This is a genomic window from Streptomyces sp. NPDC048504 (assembly GCF_043200035.1).
Lineage (GTDB): Bacteria > Actinomycetota > Actinomycetes > Streptomycetales > Streptomycetaceae > Streptomyces.
Genome location: NZ_JBICXA010000024.1, coordinates 99,036 through 117,762 on the forward strand (window position 1 = coordinate 99,036; position 18,727 = coordinate 117,762).

The following is an 18,727-nucleotide window of genomic DNA, read 5'->3' on the forward strand; positions in this document are numbered from 1 at the left end:
CGCACCCTCGGCGACAGAGGGACTTCCTCCACGCAATTGCGTGAGCCAAATGTCTCGAACCAAGTCGATGCCGGTACAAGGCTGTTGGCGTCCGGGCACACTTGCATGGAGCAATACTTGAGCCGGGCGAATGCGGGGGTGAGGCGATGGCCACGGCCGGCAGTCCGACGGTACGGCGCCGCCAGCTCGGATCCGAACTGCGGCGCCTGCGTGAACACGCGGGCATGCGGATCGAAGACGCGGCGACGCACCTCGAGTGCTCCATGTCCAAGATCAGCCGAGTGGAGACCGGACAGTCCCCGATCAAGGCACGGGACGTCCGGGACCTGCTGCAGTGGTACGGGGTGACCGACCCGGTGCGCATCGAGACGGTCATGCAGATCCACAAGGACGCACAGCAGCAGGGCTGGTGGACCCACTACGGTGAGGTGCTGCCCTCGGGCATGGCCACCTACGCGGGGCTGGAGGCCGACGCCCGCGTGCTGCGCTCGTACGAGCCGACGTTCGTGCACGGTCTGCTGCAGACCGAGGAGTACGCCCGCGCCGTCATCGCGGCCGTCCGGCCGAACGAGCCCTCCGAAGTGGACCAGTTGGTGAGCTTCCGCAAGGAGCGCCAGGAGTTGCTGACGCGCGAGCCGGACCCGCTGGAGCTGTGGGTGGTGCTGGAGGAGAGCGCCCTGCGCCGTCCCGTCGGGGGCAAGCAGGTCATGGCCGCGCAGTTGGAGCACCTGATCGGGGCGACGGCGATGCCGAACGTGACGATCCAGGTCATGCCGACAGCCAAGGGCGCCCACGCGGCCCTCGCGGGGATGTTCTCCCTCATGGAGTTCGAGCCCCGTACCCCCACGGTCGTCTACGTCAACTCCATCGCAGGCAACGTCTACTTGGAGAAAGAACGCGACGTGCGCACCTTCATCCAGACCTTCGACCTGGTGCGGGCCGCCGCTCCGGACCCACAGGACACACCCGCGACCCTGGAGCGGATCGCAAGGGAGATACACGCGTCATGAGCACACCTCACGGACGACACATACCGCCGACCGCACTCGACTCGTCCGACTGGCGCAGGAGCAGCCGCAGTTCGGGCAACGGCGCGTGCGTCGAGGTCGCCGTCATCGGCGGTGTCGTCGCGGTCCGGGACTCCAAGCACACCGGCGGACCCGCTCTCGTCTTCGGGCCACGGGAGTGGCGCAGCTTCCTCGACACGGCGGGCGGGGATCCCGTCCACCGTTCCTGAGCGGAGCAGCCATCCGTGGCCGCCGCCCCCGCTCCCCTGCCTGTCGCGTCCAGCGCGTTCTACACGCTGGACGCCTTCTGGACAGCGGCCGGAGTCGCCGTCGCCGTGATCGTGGGATGCGGCGCGATCTGGGCCGCGTTCAGAGCCGCCCATCCTCGCCGGCGCCTCAACTACAGCGTGGCCCATGCCCCGTTGGTGGACCGGTGCATCGGTGCGGGCCTGGAGATCCGGCGCAACGGCACCCTGCTCAGCGATCCGTACGTCGTCACGGTGGTGCTGACCAACCCGGGGCGGCGGGACATCGCCAGCAACGCGTTCGACCGGGGGGAGCCGTTCCGGGTGCGCCTGGGCGTGCCCGGTGTCGAGATTCTCGGCGCCGAGTCCCGGCCGAGCGCGGCGCAGGCTCCGCCGGCCCGGATCAGCGGTGCGGAGCTGCGCATCGGGCCGGGCCTGATCGGCGGCGGCACCACGGTCACCTATCGCGTGCTGGTCGACACCACGCCGTCGTACGACTGCCGTCACTCCCTGATCGACGTACGGGTCCAGACGGTGTCCGCGCCACTGCCCCGGGGTCCGAACCAACCCGCACCGCTCATGCTGCCCTGAAGGCCCCGCCGCTCACCAGTCCCGAACAGCGATCAGCTCCTCCACGTCCGCGTCCGCGAAGCCGTACGCGTTCGCCACGAACCAGAAGTCCTCGGTGGCGGCCTCGGTGAGGGCGTACAGCGCGGGCAGGTCGGCGGGGTGTTCGGTCTCGACGCGCTCGCACAGGCGCAGCAGGATCGCCTTGCCGAGGTCCACCACGTGGTCGGGGTAGTAGTCGTCCCGGTAGAGCGACCGCAGGAAGGCGTGCTCGGTGATCTGCTGGTTGCTGACGGGCATGGTGGTGCTCCCCCGGTCCGTGATCGTCGTTGCGGATACCTTGATCCCGCACCACGCCACTGACAACGCCCCCGGGAGCCGCCCGTGTCCCCCACCGCGCCGTCCGCGCCGTCCTTCGAGCTGCTGCCCGGCGCCGCCGACTCGCCCGTGATCCTCCATGTGCCGCACTCCGCACGGGAGATACCGGCCGACGTCCGCGCGGACATCCTGCTGGACGACCCGGCGTTGGAGCGCGAGCTGGACCACATCACCGACAGCCACACCGCCCGGATCGCCGCCGAGGCGGCACGCGCGTGTGCACTCACCCCGTGGCGGTTCGTGAACCGGCTGTCGCGTCTGGTCGTCGATCCGGAACGCTTCCCGGACGAGCGCGAGGAGATGCTCGCCGTCGGCATGGGCGCGGTCTACACCCGCACCACCCACCACGCGGACCTACGGCCTGCCGACCACGCCCCCGGGCCGTTGATCGACCGCTACTTCCGCCCGTACGCCCGAGCGATGACGGAGGCCGTCGCCGACCGCCTCGCCGCCACCGGCCGGGCCGTCGTCATCGACCTGCACTCCTATCCCACCGCCCCGCTCCCCTACGAACTCCACGGCACCGACCCCCGCCCCGCCGTCTGCCTGGGCACGGATACCCTCCACACCCCGCCCACACTGCTGTCGGCGGCACGCGAGGCGTTCGCGGGGTGCGGGGAGATCGGGCTCGACAGCCCGTTCATCGGTACGTACGTGCCGCTGGAGTTCTACGGCAAGGAGCCGGCGGTCGGCGCCCTGATGGTGGAGATCCGCCGGGACACGTACATGACGGAGCCCGGTGGCCCGCCCGACGGCACGTGTATCGCCCGGCTCGCCTCCGCACTGGCGACGCTCGTGAACGCCGTATCCGGATAGCGTCCGGACCTCCGGCTGGAGCACTCCCGCAGGACAGGCGGTCGGGGGCGTACGAGGGTGGACGCATGACCGAGGAGACCACCACGCTGACCGGCCAGGCACCGCCCCCCGTCCGGGACTGGCCCCCGCTCGACCTGACCGGGACGGAGTTCGACCCGGTCCTCGCGGAGCTCATGCGCGAGGGCCCGCTGACCCGGATCCGGCTGCCGCACGGCGAGGGCTGGGCGTGGCTGGCCACCCGCCACGACGACGTGAAGATGATCACCAACGATCCGCGGTTCGGCCGCGCGGAGGTCGCCACACGTCAAGTGACGCGCATGGCCCCGCACTTCAAGCCCCGCCCGGGGTCACTGGCGTTCGCCGACCAGCCCGACCACAACCGGCTGCGCAAGGCGGTCGCGGGCGCGTTCACGGTCGGCGCGATGAAGCGGCTGCGGCCCCGCGCGCAGTCACTGCTCGACGCGCTGGTCGACGGGGTCGTGGCCGACGGGCCGCCCGCCGATCTGATCGAGCGGGTCCTCGAACCCTTCCCGATCGCCGTGGTCAGCGAGGTCATGGGCGTGCCCGACGAGGACCGGGAGCAGGTGCACGCCTGGACGCGGCAGATCATCTCCACGTCCGGCGGCGCCGAGGCCGCCGACCGCGCCAAGCAGGGCATGTACGCGTGGATCACGGACACGATCCGCGCCCGCGCCGAGAGCGAGGGCACCGACGTGTACTCGCTGCTGGGCGGCGCCGTGGCCCGGGGCGAGATCAGCGAGGCGGAGGCATCCGGTGTGGCGGGCCCGCTGCAGATCGGCGGCGAGGCGGTCACCCACAACTGCGGTCAGATGCTGTACCTGATGCTCACCCGCCCCGACCTGCTGGAGCGCCTGCGTGCCCAACCCGAGTGCAGGGACGCCGCGTTGGATGAACTCCTGCGCTACATCCCGCACCGCTCCTCGGTCGGCCTGGCCCGGATCGCCCTGGAGGACGTCGAGTTGCACGGCCTGCGCATCAGCGCGGGCGACCCGGTCTACGTCTCCTACCTCGCCGCCAACCGCGACCCGGCCGTCTTCCCCGACCCGGACCGCATCGACGTCGACCGCGATCCCAACCCCCACCTGGCCCTCGGCAACGGCTCGCACTACTGCACCGGCGCCGTGCTGGCCCGCCTCCAGACCGAACTCCTCGTCGACACCCTGCTGGACCGCCTCCCGGGACTCCGACTCGCCGTCCCCGCCGAGGAGATCGTCTGGCGCCGGAAGACGATGATCCGGGGGCCGCAGACGTTGCCGGTGACCTGGTAGACCACTCGCGCGCGAGGACGGGGTGTCCTCAACTCCGTCCTCGCGCACCGGTGTTCACGCCCGCAGCCACTCCGTGACGACGACCTCGCCGCCGGCCCGCAGCCGTAGCGCGAAGGGGCCGGCCGGGGGTGCGTCGCCGGCGAAGCGGCCCATGGCGTCGGCCGTGAGGGTAGTCGGGTGCAGGGCCTGGGGGCCGTTCAGGATCTCGATGCCGGCCGGCTGGGGTGGCATCACCTGGCCCATCAGGCCCTCGCTCGTCACCTCCACGTCGATGCTGAGGTCGCCCGCGGTGAAGGTCAGCATGCGGGGCGCGACCGTGGCCCCTCTGACCGGGATCGCGTCGACCAGGGAGTCGAAGGTCAGCTCCGCGAGTCGGGCGTCCATGTCGTACAACGCGTAGGCGTCCATGGCGAGTTGACGCAGCTCGGCGGGGACCGGGTCCAGGATGGCGGCGGCCTGCCGCAGCTCCTCCGCCAGGAGCCCGTCGTCGAACTCACCGCCGTCGGCGCCCTGTTCGTCGCCCAGGTCGTCGAACTCGTCGTCGTCGAAGGGGTCCTGGCCGAAGGCGCCGAACGCGTCGAGACCGTCGTCGTGCATGCCGTTCACACCGCCCCCCGGGCGTCGAGTCGGGCCCGCAGCCGGCGCAGGCAGCGCTGGCGCATCGGGCCGATGCTGCCGACGGCGATCCCCAGACCGGCGGACACCTCCTGATAACTGGGCGGCGGCGAGGCCATCAGCACCCGCAGCAACTGCCTGCAGCGGTCGCCCAGTTCCTCGAACTCCTGCCACAGCCGCCGGATGCGCTCCGCGTCGGAGGCCGCCTCCTCCGAGTCGATCAGCGACTGCTCGGGCGTGCGCTCCTCGCTGATGCGGTCGAGGAGTTGGGGATCGTCCGTCGGCATGAGCCGCCGTAGCGACTTGATCACCTTCAGGCACTCGTTGCGCGCGGTGCTCGCGAGCCAGGAGCCGGCCTTCTCGGGTTCGCGGATGCGACGCAGGTGCTGGGCGAAGCGGAACCACACGGTCTGGTAGACCTCGTGGCCGTCGGCGTCGGAGAGCCGGTGGGCGCGCACCACTGACCAGACCAGTGGGCTCAGCCCCTCCACGAGCGCCTTCCAGGCGGCCGCGTCGCCGTCGACGGCGGACTGGACGAGCGCGCCGACTTCTGCACGTTCCAAGGTGCCACCCCTCGTGTACGGCATGTCATCGTACGCCGTGGAGGGGATGGTTCCGGCCCTCATGCCGAAGGGGAGAGCGGTACGACGGGGACCGGGCGCCACGTGGGCGGGCGCAGCGCCGGTACGTGTGCCCCGCGCACTTCGGCGTACTCGGGGTTCCCCGTGAGGAGTTGGGTGCGGGCGGCGCGTGCGTCGGTCTCCTTGTTGGCCGTCATGAAGGCGGCGACCATGCCGGCGGCGACGGGCGCGGCGAACGAGGTTCCGCTCCAGCGCGCGAGCCCGTCGAACGTCACCTGGTCCGGGCTGCCCGGCTCGGCGTCCCCGGCCTGGCTCAACACGCCCTTGTGGGCGGGAGATTGGCAGGTGCAGGAGTAGGTGAAGCCGAAGCGGCAGGCGTCGTAGGTGGTGTGCTGGTAGGCGTACGGCGTGGGTGCGCCGAAGCCGGTGAGGGGGCCGATGAGCCGCTCTCCGGGGGCGTAGGCCTTGACCCAGGCTCCGTGGTTGCTGAAGCAGGCGCCGAACTCGCCGTCGCTGCGCAGCGCGCCGACCGAGAGGACGACGTCCTGGTAGTCGGGCAGGTCGGCGTAGGCGGCGGGCCAGAACGGGGTGGCGCTGGCGTTGTTGCCTGCGGCCGCGACGAGGAGGGTGCGCTGGCCGCGCAGGGCCTGCATGAAGCCCTCGACGCCGAGGAGTCCGTCGGTACGGCCGTTCGAGGTGCCGGCGGAGAGGCTGATGACGTCGGGCCAGCCGTTCTGGTCGACGGCGGCGAACAGGGCCTCGCCGAAGTCTGATTCGAGGATGGCGCCCGCGTCGTTGAGGGTGTTGCGGACCGTGACCTCGGTGTTGGGCGAGACGGCCGCGACGAGCCCGGCGATGAACGTGCCGTGCCCCACGTACTGTTGGAGCACTCCCGCGTCGTCGGTCTCCCTGATCTGCGCGTCGCCCTGGACGTGGGCCAGCAGCGGGTACGACCGGTAGTCGTGCATGAGACCGGTGTCGATGACGAGGACGCCCACGGCGGTGTCGGCGTCGTAACCGGCTTCCGCGGGCGCCGGGTTGGAGCCCTCGGTGAGCGGGGCGGGCACGGGTTCGTCACCGGGGCAGGCGTTCACCGCGATGGACACCACATGGTTGCGGCTGACGAGTCGGCGTCCGGCTCGGCCCTCCGGCTCGCGCAGTGCGCGCAGCGCGTTCGCGACGGCGTGGTCGCCGCGCCGGTCGCCGACGCCCGGGTCGCCGACCTGGATGCGGGTGATGCCGGACCGGTTGGTCTCGGGGCCCGCCCGGCGCACGGAGTCCGCGGTGAGGCCGGTGGCCGCGGTGAAGTGGGCGCGTACGGCGTCCTCGACGACGCGGGCCTCCTCACCGTCGCGGGCGAGCACGACGCCCTTCTCGTAGAAGAACTCGGCGGAGTCGTCCGGCCCCATCGCGAGGGGGACGTCGGGCATCGAGCGCTGGATCTGGTCGAACTGCTCGTGGAATCGCTGTGGTGCCATGGCGTGTTCCTCCCACTGCGGCGGCGGTCGTCAATCAGAGCCGCCGGCCCGCTCCTTGATACAGCTCCAAACCTGTGTGGTCTGCACCTGGGACCACTAGCATGGGAGAAGTGACAGCGGGAAGCGACTCGGTTCTCGAACTGCTGCCGATGGTGTTCGCGGCTCCGAACGAGGCGCTGGCCGGTGCGCGGGAGGTTCTCGACGGCGATCCGACGCCGTTCCGGGCCTCCGTGGCGCACCACGCGATCGGCATGTGGCAGCGGGACTTCGGCGATCTGCGGCTCGCCCTGCACCATCTGCGGCGCGCCCGCGACCTGGCGGCCCGCGCGGATTCGGCGGACCGCGAGGCCGACGTACTCGGCACGCTCGGCGTGGCGTTGGTGCACGCGGGCCGGACCCGGCAGGGCCTGGAGGCCTTCGAGCGGGGCATCGCCCGCGGCACGGGCCAGACCCGGGCGCGGGTGCTGTACCGGCGGGCGTACGTCTGGTGGGTGCTGGGCCGGCACCGCGAGGCGCTGGAGGACGTACGGCGGGCCATTGCCGTGCTGCGGCAGGCAGATGACGTGATCTGGATCGCGCGGGCGATCACCCTGCGGGCGACCGTGCATCTCGCGCTCGGCGCGGTGGACCGGGCCGACGCCGACTTCACGGCGGCCGAGCGGCTGTGGGAGACCACCGGCCAGGAGCACGACAAGGCGGACGTGGTCGAGAGCCGGGGTCTGGCCGCGTTCCGGTCGGGTGACATCCCGGTGGCGCTCCAACTCCTGGACTCGGCGGAGGAGATGTACGCCAAGCTGGCCACCCCCAGCTTCATGCTCACCGTCCGCCGCTGCGAGGTGCTGATGAGCGCGGGGCTGGCCGGGGAGGCGCTGGCGCACGCGGACACGGCGGTCGGGCTGCTCGACGGCATCGGCGGACAGTCCACCCGCAAGGCGGAGTTGCTGCTCGTGGCCGCCCGTGCGGCGCGGCTCGCGGACGATCCGCACACGGCGATCGCGCGGGCGGCCGTGGCGGTACGGCTGTTCGCCGCGCAGCGGCGCACCTGGTGGGAGACGCACGCCCAACTGGTCCTGATCGAGGCCCGGTTGGCGGCCGGGCGCGCGTCGGGACGCCTGGTGGCGGACGCCGCCGCGGTGGCCGGCCGGCTGGCCGCGTTCGGCTCACCGTCCGCACCGGAAGCCTCGCTGTTGGCGGGCCGGATCGCGCTGGCCCTCGGCTGGATGGCAGACGCGGAACGGCACTTGGCGGTCGCCGCCCGCAGCAGACGCGGCGGACCGCCGCTGGCCCGGATGACCGGCTGGGCGGCACAGGCGCTGCGCGCGCAGGCCGCGGGCTCCGGACGAGGTGTGCTGGAAGCCTGCCGGCGCGGGCTCGACGTCCTCGACGACCACCGTACGACCCTGGGCGCCTCGGAGTTGAGGGCGCGGGCGACGGCACAGGGCGCCGAACTGGCGGCACTGGCCCAGCGCGCGAGCCTGACGTCCGGCGGCCCGCGACGCCTCCTGGTGTGGAGCGAACGCTGGCGGGCGACCGCCCTCTCGACGCCCCCCACCAGGCCGCCCGCCGACCCGACCCTGCTCAGCCACTTGACGGCGTTCCGCGAGATCGCCGCCCGCGCGGAGGAGGCCCGCATGGAGGGCCACCCGGTACCGACCCTGGAACGCGAACAACGGCGCCTGGAACGGGAGATCCGCTCCCGCACCCTCCACATGCGCGGCGACGCCCCCGGCGAGGGCGACCGCTTCGATCCAACTCGCCTGCTGGCACGCCTCGGTGAGGGGCGCCTGGTCGAACTGGCCGTGGTGGACGGCCGGGTGCACGCCCTGCTGTGCGGGGAGGGCCGGGTACGCCGCTTCGAGGCGGGCCTGCTCGCGGAGGCGATGGCCGAGGCGGAACACGTACAAGCCGGTCTACGGCGGCTGGCGCATCCCGGGGCGGAGGCGAGGCTCCCGGTGGTGGAGGCGGCGGGCCGGCGCCTGGAGGAACTCCTCCTCGGCGAGGCCGCTGGGCACCTGGGCTCCGGCCCGGTGGTGGTGGTCCCGCCGGGCCGACTCCACCGCGTTCCTTGGGCGTTGCTGCCCTCGCTGCGTGATCGCGTGCTCAGCGTGTCGCCGTCGGCGGGCAGTTGGCTGCGCGCCCTGGACACCGAACCGCCGCCCGGCGACCGGCACGTCCTGGTGCGCGGCCCGGGCCTCGCGACCGGCGGCGCCGAGGTCCCGGACCTCGCCGACGGCTATGTCAGGCCCACGGTCCTGGAGCACGACGACGCCGAAGTCCCCCGCGTGCTGGCCGAGTTGGACGGCGCGACCCTGGCCCACATCGCGGCCCACGGCACGTTCCGCGCGGACAGTCCCCTGTTCTCGTCGCTCCGTATGTCCGACGGCCCGCTCATCGTCCACGACTTCGAACGCCTCGCCCGCAGCCCGTACCGCATCATCCTCTCCAGCTGCGACACGGCCCGCCTCGCGTCGGTCGGCGCGGACGAACTCCTCGGCCTGGTCACGGCGTTGCTCCCCCTGGGCACGGCAGGCGTGATCGCAAGCAGCGCCCCGGTCAGCGACGCGGCGGTCGTCCCCCTGATGCTCGCCCTGCACAAGGGCCTGCGCGCCGGCCTGTCCTTGGCGGAGGCGCTGCGCGATGCGCGTGCGTCGTTGCCGGGTGATGCGGTGCATCAGGCGACGGGGTGGGCGTTCTCGGCGTTCGGGACGGCCTGACCCGCCCCCCGCGCGGGTCGGGCCGCCGGCTCACGCCGACTGCGCCGCGGGCAGTTCCACCAGCCACGGGAGTGCGCCGCGGTCGCTCGCGCCGAGTCGGGCGTAGGCGCTGTAGAGGTGGTTGCCGACCGTGCGGATGGAGAGGGTGAGGCGGTCGGCGATCTGGCGGTTGCTGAGGCCCGCGGCGGCGAGGGTGACGATCTGGCGCTGGCGGGCGGTGAGTTCGCCCAGGACCAGGCCGGACAGGGCCGGGGTGCGGGCGCCCTGGCAGCGGCGGGCCAGGGCGACCGCTCGGGTGCGGGACATGCGGGCGGCGCGGGGGTCGCGGTGGGCGCGGACCGCCTGGGCGCGCGCCTCGGCCGCGAAGAGCAGGAAGCCGCGCTGTTCCAACTCCCCTGCCACCTTGTCCAGCGCGGGGCCGTCTCCCTCGACCAACGCCTCCGCGTGCCGCGCGAGGACGGCCGGTCCGTCGCCGGGCAGTTTGGCGAGGCGGACGGCGACGCGTTCGGGGGCGCCGAGGCGGACGGCGTCGTAGAGGACGTACGCGGCGGGCCTGCCGTCCTCGGCGGTGAGGCCGCGGCTCTCCTCGCCCTCTCTCCACCTGCCGTCGGCGATCTCGCGGGCCGCCTCCACATCGCCGCGAGCCGCCGCCACCCAGCTGCCCGTTTCGCCGGACGCGGGGCGGTGGGCGAGGGCCTCGTCGGTGGCCGGTACATCGCCCGACTGGGCTGCGGCCAGGGCGAGTTCGGCCGCGCAGGCGCGGCTGCCCGAGGTTTCGCGCAACCCTTCCCGCGCCCAGGCCGCCGCCTCGCGCAGCTCGCCCCGCAGCCGTGCGAACCGTGCGCGGACGGCCGCGTACCCGGCCGGTACCGGTGCGCCCTCCGCCACCAGCCACTCCCCCACGGGCGTCGGCAGCGGGCGTACGTCGGTGCGGTCGATGCGGCCGGTCAGGGCGGAGCCTTCGGCTGCGAGGGCGGGGGCGCACTGGTCCGGGGTGCGGGCCAGCCGGCGGGCCCTGAGCCGGCCGGCCGCGGCGCGTAGCGCGGGGCCGTGCAGGGGGTGGGCGAGGCGGACGGCGCCCTGGTCGTCGACACGGATCAGGGCCTCGGTCTCCAGGCGTTCGAGGACGTCGAGGTCGAAGTCGTCCAGCGAGGACGCCAACGGCTCGGCGAACGCGAGGCGTTCGAGGCTCTCGCGCTCCTCGGGGCCGGTGCGGGCGAGGACTTGTGCGGTGCGTTCGCGGACCGTCGCGGTGACCGGCACCGGGCCGCGCCACGTCCACTCGCCGGAGTCGGTCGCCCGGGTCAGCAGCCCGCGTTCGCGCACCGCGCCGAACAGGTCGCGCAGCAGCCGCAGATCACCTTGGCAGAGGCCGAACAGGCGGTTCACCGTGAGGGGTTCCAGCGGGCCGCCCGCCCCCAGTGCCAACAACTGGGCCGTCTCCTCGCGGGGCAGCGGCTCCAGCGCGAGGCGCGGCAGCAGCTCGCCCGTCCACAGGCGCGACACCGCACCGGGCACCGGGTGGCCGTCGGCCACCACGATCACCAGCCGGGTCCGGCTGTGGACGGCGAGTTGGTGGACGAGCGCGGCCGAGGAGTCGTCGAGCAGATGTGCGTCGTCCACCAGCAACAGCCGGACACCGGAGAGGAGTTGGACCGCGCGGTGCAGGGTGACGCTCTCGGGGAGCAGGTGCGCGAACGCGGCGAAGGGGATCCGGCGGGTCTCGGGCGTCCCGGTGACCTTGGCGCAGTCGCTGCCCCGGACGGCCTCGGTCACCAACCGGGTCTTCCCCCGGCCGGCCGGACCGGTCACCACGATGCCGTGCCGCCCGGCCGTCAACGATCCGCGGATCAGCTCAAGTTCGTCCTCCCGGCCGGTGAACGGCCAGGGCAGCTCCAGGGTCTTCGCGTCCTGTTCGAAAGTCGTCACACAGATATGAGCCCGGCTACTCACCCCTGATACAGGGTGACTTGAGTAGCCCTCGACTCAGGCGCCCGGGAACGGTCACCGGCAATCTGGTCGCATGACCACCCGCTACTGCTCCCTCGCGCAGCAGTCGGCCCCGGAGTTCGGACCGGGACTGACCGCCGAGCGACGCGGTGCGCTCATCGGCGGAAGCCGCATGTGGGTCAATGGCACGGTCCTGCACTACTACTTCTTCGACGCCGACAACCCCGAGAACACCGTCGCCACCGACACCTCCGTCATCCCGGTTCCCGGAACGGGCGAGATGCGGCGGGTGCCGTGGGCCGGCGCCAAGGAGCAGCAGGACGTCGTACGCGAGTGCTTCCGTGAGTGGCAGGGCCTCGGCATCGGCGTCGACTTCGCCGAGGTGGGAGACCGTTCGGAGGCGGAGCTGCGCATCGGGTTCCAGCCCGGTGACGGCTCCTGGTCGACGATTGGCCGCGACGCGCTCACGGTCGGACTGTCCGACCGCACCATGAACTTCGGCTGGGACCTGACCGCGCCCGGGCAGGGCGCTACGGCCCTGCACGAGATCGGGCACGCCCTGGGGCTGCTGCACGAGCACCAGAGCCCGTTCGCCGGCATCCACTGGGACGACGAGGCCGTCTACGCCGAGTTGGCGGGCCCGCCGAACTTCTGGAGCCGGGACAGGACCCGCTTCAACATCCTGCGCAAGCTCGACCCGGACGAGGTCAACGGCTCCGTCTGGGACCCGCAGTCGGTCATGGAGTTCCCGTTCGCGTCGGGACTGATCCTGGAGCCGGAGGAGTACCGCACGGGTCTGCACCCGCACGGCGGTCTCTCTCCCTCCGACAAGGAGTTCGTCCTGCGCTGGTACCCGCCCGTCGGCCCTCCCCGGCCGGCCGAGCTGGTGCCGTTCCGGTCGGCGCCGTTGCGTCTGGGACCGGGCGAGCAGGCCGACTTCGCGATCGAACCGACACAGACACGCGAGTACGCCGTCGGTGCCTTCGGGGACAGCGACACGGTCGTCGTGGTCTTCGAGGAACGGGACGGCGAACCGCGCTTCCTCGCCGGGCAGGACGACGGGGGCACGCCGCACAACGCCACATTCAAGGTCCGGCTCGTCAAGGGCCGCCGCTACTTCGTCCGTGTGCGCCTGTACTCCACGTGGGGGTCGGGGGACACCGCGGTGATGTGCTGGTAACAGCATGGGTACAGCCGCACGCGGACGGATGAACCACTGTCCGGCGCCGGGGGAAGCGGCCGAGGTTCGTAGCCTTCGGGGGAGGGATACGAACCTCGGCCACGCCGCCATGTCCAACTCACCCGGCACGCAGGGCTCTTGTGCCCCGGTCCCCCAACTCCAGTGGCCGCGCAGGGTCCTTGGACCACTCCTCCAGCGAACCGTCGTACACCGACACGTCCGTACGGCCGAGCAGCGTGAGCGCGAGCGCGGCGCCCGCCGCCGAGATGCCGCCGCCGCAGTACAGGACGACCGGTGAGTCGTCGGTGTCGAGGACCGCGCCGACCCGCGCCGCGAGTTCGTCGGCCGGCAGCACGTGTCCGGACGCGTCGAGGAGACCCCGGCCCGGGAGGCTGCGGCTGGCCGGGATGTGGCCGCGGCGGCTGTAGCGCGTGGGGGCAGAGCCGTCGTAGCCGCCGCTGGGAAGGGCACACACGAGGGTGCCGGGGCGCTCGCCGCGGCTGATGGCGGCCACGTCCTCGATGCCGGCCCAGAGGTCCGGACGTACGACGGGTGTCGCGGGCCGGACGGTCGGGACCGGGTCGGTGTCGTCCCCTGAGGCCAGCGGACGGCCGGCTGCTTCCCACCCTTCGAGACCGCCGTCCAGTACCGCCGCCGGTACCCCGATCGCCCGCAGGATCCACCACAGCCGCGCGGCCCAGATCCCGCCCCCGCTGTCGTACGAGACGACCTCGCTGCCCTCCCCCCGCCCAGCTGGGCCAGTGCGGCGGCGAGGGCCTCCGGGGACGGCACGGCGAAGTGGTACGGCGCGTCGTGGTCGGAGAGGTCGCCGGTCAGGTCGGCGTGCCCGGATGGGCCCATACGCGCACTGGCTCGCCGAGAACGGCGCGATCCCGGACGACCGGGACTGGGCGAAGTCGTTCACCAATGGCCCGCTGGACGTGGCCACATGAGAGCCCTGGCCTGCCAGGCGCGGACGCTGACCCGGCGTCTCGCCGTCGACTTCATGAGGGTGGGCAGCGCGCTGTGTCGGCCGTGACCGGACCGACCCGCCAGCCCTCCCACCCCTCGAAGGACCCGACATGCATCGCCGTACCGCCCTCTCCGCCATAGCACAGCAGGGCGTTGTCGAGGACTTCGCGGAAGCGTTCGTGCGTCGAATTCTGTACGCCGGTCGTCGGGTCCGGGCGGTGCACGATGAGGGTGATCGCGAGGAACTTCACGATGCAGCCCGTTCCTCACGCGCGTCGTCGGGGTGGGCGAGGCCGAGGTGGTCGCGCAGGGTCGGGCCCTCGTACTCGGTGCGGAAGACGCCCTGTTCCTGGAGCAGCGGGACCACCTTGTCCGCGAACGGGTCGAGGCCGGTCGGGGTGATGTGCGGGACGAGGATGAAGCCGTCGCTGGCGTCGGCCTGCACGAAGTCGTTGATGGTCTTCGCGACCGTGGACGGGGAGCCGATGAAGGCCTGCCGGTTGCCGGTCTCGATGACCAGGTCGCGGATGGACCAGCCGTTCGCCTCCGCCCGCTCACGCCATTCGCGGGCGGTCGCCAACGGGTCGCGGTACATGCGGACTTGGGCCCGGCCCTTGGAGATGTGGTTCTCGCTGACGTCCGGGTCGATGTCGGGCAGCGGGCCGTCCGGGTCGTAGGACGACAGGTCCCGGTTCCAGACGAACTCCAGGTGCTTGATGGCCGTGGCGCCGCTGACCTGCTGGCGGCGTACCTCCTTGGCCAGGTCCTCGGCCTCGGCGTCGGTGTCGCCGAGGACGAAGGTCGCGGCCGGGAGGATGAGCAACTGGTCGGACCTGCGGCCGTACTTGGCGAGGCGGGACTTGACGTCGGTGTAGAACGCCTGGCCTTCGTTGAGGGTGCTGTACCGGCTGAAGATGGCGTCGGCGGAGGAGGCGGCGAACTCGCGGCCCTCGTCGGAGTCGCCCGCCTGGAAGATCACCGGGCGGCCCTGCGGGGAGCGCGGGACGTTGAACTGGCCGTGGATGTCGAAGTGTTGGCCCTGGTGGACGAAGGCACCGGCCTTGGCATCGCTCAGGAAGGTGCCGGTCGCCTGGTCGGCGACGACCTCGTCGCCGCGCCAGGAGTCGAAGAGCTCCTGCGTCGTGGCGAGGAACTCCTTGGCCCGGGAGTAGCGCTCCTCCTGCGGCAGGAAGCCGCCGCGGCGGAAGTTCTCGCCGGTGAACGCGTCCCAGGAGGTGACGACGTTCCAGGCCGCGCGGCCGTCGGAGAGGTGGTCGAGGCTGGCGAACTGGCGGGCCACCTCATAGGGCTCGTTGAAGGTGGAGTTGATGGTGCCGGTCAGGCCGAGGTGTTCGGTGACGGCGGCGAGCGCGGCGAGGATCGTGAAGGTGTCGGGGCGGCCGACGACGTCCAAGTCGTAGATCTTTCCGCCCTGTTCGCGCAGCCGCAGCCCCTCGGCGAGGAAGAGGAAGTCGAACTTGGCGCGCTCGGCGGTCCGTGCGAAGTGCGCGAAGGAGCTGAACTCGATGTGGCTGCCGGCCGCGGGGTCGCTCCACACGGTGGTGTTGTTGACGCCGGGGAAGTGGGCGGCCAGGTGGATCTGCTTCAGGGGCTTGCTCATGTCGTACGGTCCCTCCGGCTCAGGCGGTGGCTGCGGCAGCGGCGTAGCGGTTGGCGGGGCGGGCGAGCCCCAGCAGTCCGCGCAGGGTGTCGGCCTCGTAGGCCTGGCGGAAGGCGCCCCGGCGCTGGAGTTCGGGGACCAGGCCCTGGGTGATCGCCGGGAGGTCGTGCCCTGCGACGGCGGGCCGCAGGCGGAAGCCGGCCAGGCCTGCCGACTGCAACTCCTGGAGCAGGTCGGCAAGTTGGGCGGGTGTGCCGGTGAAGATGCGGGCGTCGCTGGTGTACGGCTCCCCCGCGAGGGCGTCGAGGCGTTCGCGGCGCGCCACCGCCGTGGCCTCGTCGTCGTCGAGGAAGACCACCAAGTCGCCGAAGATGTGCAGGAGTTCGTCGGCGCGGCCCGCGGTCCGCTGCTCGGCGCGGATCTCCGCGACGATCGCGCGGGCGTCGTTGGTGTCGTGCGGCGTGACGTAGCCGACGTCGGTGGCGCGGGCGACCAGCCGGTACGGGATGGTCTGGTGGGCCAGGGAGCTGACGATCGGCTGGCCCTGCGGCGGCCGGGGTGTGATGGAGGGGCCCTTGACGCTGAAGTGGCGGCCCTCGAAGTCGATGTAGTGCAGCTTGTCTCGGTCGACGAAGCGGCCGGTGGCGACGTCCCGGATCTCGGCGTCGTCCTCCCAGCTGTCCCAGAGGCGGCGCACGACCTCGATGTAGTCGGCGGCCTCGTCGAAGTGCTCGGCGAGGCGCTCCTGCCCGGCCTCGGTCCGCAGACTGTCCAGGCTGATCGGCGGGAAGGTGCGGCGGCCGAAGTGGTCGGCCTCGTGCGGGCGGGCGGAGAGCTGCACGCGCAGGCCCGCGCGGCCGGTGCTGACGTAGTCGAGAGTGGCGATCGCCTTGGATATGTGGAACGGCTCTGTGTGCGTGGACACCACCGTCGGGACCAGACCTATGTGGCTGGTGAGCGGTGCGATGCGGGCCGCGATGAGCACGGCGTCGAGGCGACCGCGGACCTGGTCGGTGCGGCCGTCCAGCTCGCCGTAGTGCGAGGACTGGAGGCCGAGGCCGTCCTCGAAGGTCACGAAGTCGAGCAGGCCGCGCTCGGCCTCGGCGACCAGGTCGGCCCAGTAGCCGGCGGTGAACAGGTCCCGGGGCCGGGCCACCGGCTCGCGCCAGGAGGCCGGGTGCCAGCCGGTGCCGTCGAGGGCGACGGCGAGATGCAGGGGGGTGGAGCTGGTTGGGGACACGGTGGTGCCTTCCTGGAGATCCGTACGAGATCGCCGAACCGGTCAGATGCGGGTACGGCGGCTGGGGCAACGGGTCAGGAGCAACAGAGCGCGCCTGCTGTGCGCAGCAGGTCGATGTGGGGCCGCGTGGTGAGACGCACATGGATCATGGATGCGCCACACATGTGCTCCACCTCCACGGAATCCGGCTTCATAAGGGGCAACGGCACGGCTATGCCGTTTCTTCCGGATCGGTGGCGGCAATCGGGCCGGTGCGCCGGACGAGCGAGAAGACCGTACGGGCGCGCAGCGTGAAGCCGATCGCCTCGTACAGCCGGATCGCGTTGGTGTTGCTGGCCGCCGCGTGCAGGAAGGGGTGCTCGCCGCGTTCCTTGATGCCGGCGGCGACCGCGCGGACCAGTCGGGTGGCCAGGCCCCGGCCGCGGTGGTCGGGGTCGGTGCACACGGCGCTGATCTCGGTCCAGCCGGGCGGGTGGAGGCGTTCACCGGCCAGGGCGATGAGGCGGCCCTCGTGCCGGATGCCGAGATAGGTGCCCAGTTCGACGGTGCGGGGCAGGTAGGGCCCGGGTTCGGTGCGGGCGACCAGGTCGAGGATCTCGGGTACGTCGTCGAGGCCGAGGCGTACGGCCTCGGGGTCGGGCTCGGCCCGCAGCCCGGTGTCCACGAGTTGGACACCCTGTCCGCTGCGGACGATCTCCCAGCCGTCCGGGGTCTCGCTCACCCCGCGCACCGCGGCGGTGCCACCGGGGCCGACGAGGGTGGCCAGGTCGGCCCAGGCGCGCGGGTCGTCGTTGTCGGTGATGGCGTTGAAGCCGGCCACGTCGGCGGGGTAGCGGGCGGCGCGGCCGACGCGCTCTGCGAAGTGGGCGTGCGGACCGGTGAGCGCGGCCCAGGCGGGGTTGTCCAGAACGTGGGACGTGGAGGTGGTGGTTTCGATACTGGCGGTGGAAGACATCGGGTGACGGCTCCGGTACTGGTCGCACGGGCGGGGACCCCGCCGTGACGCGGTGGGGTCCCCTTGCGGAGAGGGTGGGTCAGGAGTCGCTGAGCGGCAGTCCGGGCGGGTTGACCTCGGACTTGGCGACGGCCTCGTTGGAGAGGTTCCAGGCGGCCAGCCACTTGGCGTACTGCCCGTTCTTGATCAGGTAGTTGATGGCGTCCGCGAGGGGCTTGGCGAGGCCGCTGTCCTTCTTCGCGGTGGCCGCGATCAGGCCCTGGAGGGAGGATCCGGCGCCGGAGTAGGTGCCGGCGTTGCGGACCGCCTTCGCCGTGCCCTTGGTCGAGGAGACCTGGTAGGCGACCGAGGGGTTCGGGGCGAGGTAGGCGTCGATCTTCCCCGAGGCCAGCGCGAGGTAGGTGCTGTTGTTGTCCTGGAAGTACTTGACGGTGAGCGCCTTCTTGCCTTCGCCGGCCAGCTTCTTCTTCCACTCCAGGAGGATCCGCTCCTGGTTGGTGCCCGCGCCCACGGCGACGGTCTTGCCGGCGAGGTTCTCGTAATCGCCGTCGAAGTTCCAGGAGTTGCTCGCCTTCACCGCGAAGCCGAGGTTGTCCTCGCGGTAGGAGGCGAACTCGTACTTCGCCTTGCGCTCCTCGGTGTCGGTGACGTTGGAGAAGGCGACGTCGACCTTGCCGCTGTCCAGGCCGATGAAGAGATTTTCCCAAGTGGAGTTCTTCAGCTCCGGCTTGAGACCGAGGACTGCGGCGACCAGGCGGGCGATGTCGGCCTCGGAGCCGGTGAGGGTCTTCTGGTCGGAGCCGACGTAGCCGAGCGGCGGGGATCCGGCGGGCAGGAAGCCGACGCCGATCTCCAACGTGCCGCTCTTCACTATGGACTTGGGCAACTCGGCGCTGATCGACTTCACTTCGGCGACCTTGAGCGTCGCCTCCTTGGCGGCACCGTTGGAGAGAGCACCCACGGTGACCGTGCCGGAGGCGGCGCTGCCGGACGTGGTGGCCGCATCGCTGTCGCCGCCGCAGGCCGCGAGCCCGCCGGCGAGGGAGGCGAGGACGGTTCCCGCGGTGAGTCCGCGAGTGATTCTGCCGCGAAGGCTGGGAGTGGGCATGGCTGTTCCTA

The 18,727-nt window shown here is 72.0% G+C and carries 18 protein-coding genes and 1 pseudogene; 7 read left to right on the forward strand and 12 right to left on the reverse strand.

All coding sequences use genetic code 11. The features are described from left to right. Positions 1-146 precede the first annotated feature (146 nt). Genes ACGFY9_RS43900 through ACGFY9_RS43910 form a run of 3 tightly spaced genes read left to right on the forward strand, consistent with a single transcriptional unit; the run spans position 147 to position 1,843 of the window. Positions 147-1,010 carry a helix-turn-helix domain-containing protein gene (locus ACGFY9_RS43900; protein ID WP_393763958.1) on the forward strand — a complete coding sequence of 288 codons (864 nt, stop codon included), beginning with the start codon at positions 147-149 and terminating at the stop codon, positions 1,008-1,010. Beyond that, entirely contained in the window at positions 1,007-1,237 is a 231-nt protein-coding gene (locus ACGFY9_RS43905) for a DUF397 domain-containing protein (protein ID WP_393763960.1), read from the forward strand. Before ACGFY9_RS43900 ends, ACGFY9_RS43905 begins: the two co-directional genes overlap by 4 nt. Before the next feature lie 15 nt (positions 1,238-1,252). Further along, complete coding sequence (locus ACGFY9_RS43910) at positions 1,253-1,843, forward strand: hypothetical protein (protein ID WP_393763962.1); 591 nt, start codon at positions 1,253-1,255, stop codon at positions 1,841-1,843. A gap of 12 nt (positions 1,844-1,855) precedes the next feature. On the opposite strand, the gene ACGFY9_RS43915 is transcribed toward ACGFY9_RS43910, so the two are convergent. After that, positions 1,856-2,119: a DUF5713 family protein gene (locus ACGFY9_RS43915; RefSeq protein WP_393763964.1), complete on the reverse strand. Its 264-nt coding sequence runs from the start codon at positions 2,117-2,119 to the stop codon at positions 1,856-1,858. Between the two features lie 84 nt (positions 2,120-2,203). Here ACGFY9_RS43915 and ACGFY9_RS43920 point away from each other — a divergent pair, with 84 nt between their 5' ends. Both ACGFY9_RS43920 and ACGFY9_RS43925 read left to right on the forward strand, forming a co-directional pair. Continuing rightward, positions 2,204-3,013 carry an N-formylglutamate amidohydrolase gene (locus tag ACGFY9_RS43920; protein WP_393763966.1) on the forward strand — a complete coding sequence of 270 codons (810 nt, stop codon included), beginning with the start codon at positions 2,204-2,206 and terminating at the stop codon, positions 3,011-3,013. A gap of 65 nt (positions 3,014-3,078) precedes the next feature. Then, entirely contained in the window at positions 3,079-4,302 is a 1,224-nt protein-coding gene (locus tag ACGFY9_RS43925; RefSeq protein WP_393763968.1) for a cytochrome P450, read from the forward strand. Positions 4,303-4,356: 54 nt separating this feature from the next. Here ACGFY9_RS43925 and ACGFY9_RS43930 read toward each other — a convergent pair whose 3' ends face one another. The 3 genes from ACGFY9_RS43930 to ACGFY9_RS43940 are packed head-to-tail and all read right to left on the reverse strand — an operon-like array spanning position 4,357 to position 6,976. Then, positions 4,357-4,899, reverse strand: a complete 543-nt coding sequence (locus ACGFY9_RS43930; RefSeq protein ID WP_393763970.1) for a hypothetical protein — start codon at positions 4,897-4,899, stop codon at positions 4,357-4,359. Positions 4,900-4,904: 5 nt separating this feature from the next. Then, the gene (locus tag ACGFY9_RS43935; protein WP_393763972.1) at positions 4,905-5,543 is read right to left on the reverse strand and encodes an RNA polymerase sigma factor; all 639 of its coding nucleotides are present in this window, start codon (positions 5,541-5,543) and stop codon (positions 4,905-4,907) included. Then, complete coding sequence (locus tag ACGFY9_RS43940) at positions 5,540-6,976, reverse strand: S8/S53 family peptidase (protein WP_393763974.1); 1,437 nt, start codon at positions 6,974-6,976, stop codon at positions 5,540-5,542. Before ACGFY9_RS43940 ends, ACGFY9_RS43935 begins: the two co-directional genes overlap by 4 nt. 110 nt (positions 6,977-7,086) lie before the next feature. On the opposite strand from ACGFY9_RS43940, the gene ACGFY9_RS43945 reads away from it, so the two are divergent. Beyond that, complete coding sequence (locus ACGFY9_RS43945; protein ID WP_393763976.1) at positions 7,087-9,690, forward strand: CHAT domain-containing protein; 2,604 nt, start codon at positions 7,087-7,089, stop codon at positions 9,688-9,690. Positions 9,691-9,720: 30 nt separating this feature from the next. On the opposite strand, the gene ACGFY9_RS43950 is transcribed toward ACGFY9_RS43945, so the two are convergent. After that, complete coding sequence (locus tag ACGFY9_RS43950) at positions 9,721-11,619, reverse strand: LuxR C-terminal-related transcriptional regulator (protein WP_393763978.1); 1,899 nt, start codon at positions 11,617-11,619, stop codon at positions 9,721-9,723. Between the two features lie 94 nt (positions 11,620-11,713). Between ACGFY9_RS43950 and ACGFY9_RS43955 the strand changes: the two genes are divergently transcribed. Continuing rightward, a complete protein-coding gene (locus ACGFY9_RS43955; RefSeq protein WP_393763979.1) occupies positions 11,714-12,820 on the forward strand; it encodes a M12 family metallopeptidase in 1,107 nt (368 codons plus the stop codon). Between the two features lie 118 nt (positions 12,821-12,938). Here ACGFY9_RS43955 and ACGFY9_RS43960 read toward each other — a convergent pair whose 3' ends face one another. The 7 genes and pseudogenes from ACGFY9_RS43960 to ACGFY9_RS43990 form a co-directional block, all read right to left on the reverse strand. Beyond that, positions 12,939-13,745: a sulfurtransferase gene (locus ACGFY9_RS43960; protein ID WP_393763981.1), complete on the reverse strand. Its 807-nt coding sequence runs from the start codon at positions 13,743-13,745 to the stop codon at positions 12,939-12,941. 190 nt (positions 13,746-13,935) lie between these two features. After that, a pseudogene (locus tag ACGFY9_RS43965) lies at positions 13,936-14,043 on the reverse strand (LLM class flavin-dependent oxidoreductase); the annotation flags it as partial. Further along, entirely contained in the window at positions 14,040-15,413 is a 1,374-nt protein-coding gene (locus tag ACGFY9_RS43970; RefSeq protein WP_393763983.1) for an NtaA/DmoA family FMN-dependent monooxygenase, read from the reverse strand. The gene ACGFY9_RS43970 and the pseudogene ACGFY9_RS43965, both read right to left, overlap by 4 nt. Before the next feature lie 19 nt (positions 15,414-15,432). Next, positions 15,433-16,653, reverse strand: a complete 1,221-nt coding sequence (locus ACGFY9_RS43975; RefSeq protein WP_393763985.1) for an LLM class flavin-dependent oxidoreductase — start codon at positions 16,651-16,653, stop codon at positions 15,433-15,435. A 74-nt stretch (positions 16,654-16,727) separates the two neighbouring features. Continuing rightward, positions 16,728-16,847 carry a putative leader peptide gene (locus ACGFY9_RS43980; protein WP_366433536.1) on the reverse strand — a complete coding sequence of 40 codons (120 nt, stop codon included), beginning with the start codon at positions 16,845-16,847 and terminating at the stop codon, positions 16,728-16,730. Between the two features lie 17 nt (positions 16,848-16,864). After that, positions 16,865-17,608, reverse strand: a complete 744-nt coding sequence (locus ACGFY9_RS43985; protein WP_393763987.1) for a GNAT family N-acetyltransferase — start codon at positions 17,606-17,608, stop codon at positions 16,865-16,867. Between the two features lie 79 nt (positions 17,609-17,687). Beyond that, entirely contained in the window at positions 17,688-18,716 is a 1,029-nt protein-coding gene (locus ACGFY9_RS43990; RefSeq protein WP_393763989.1) for an ABC transporter substrate-binding protein, read from the reverse strand. Positions 18,717-18,727 lie beyond the last annotated feature (11 nt).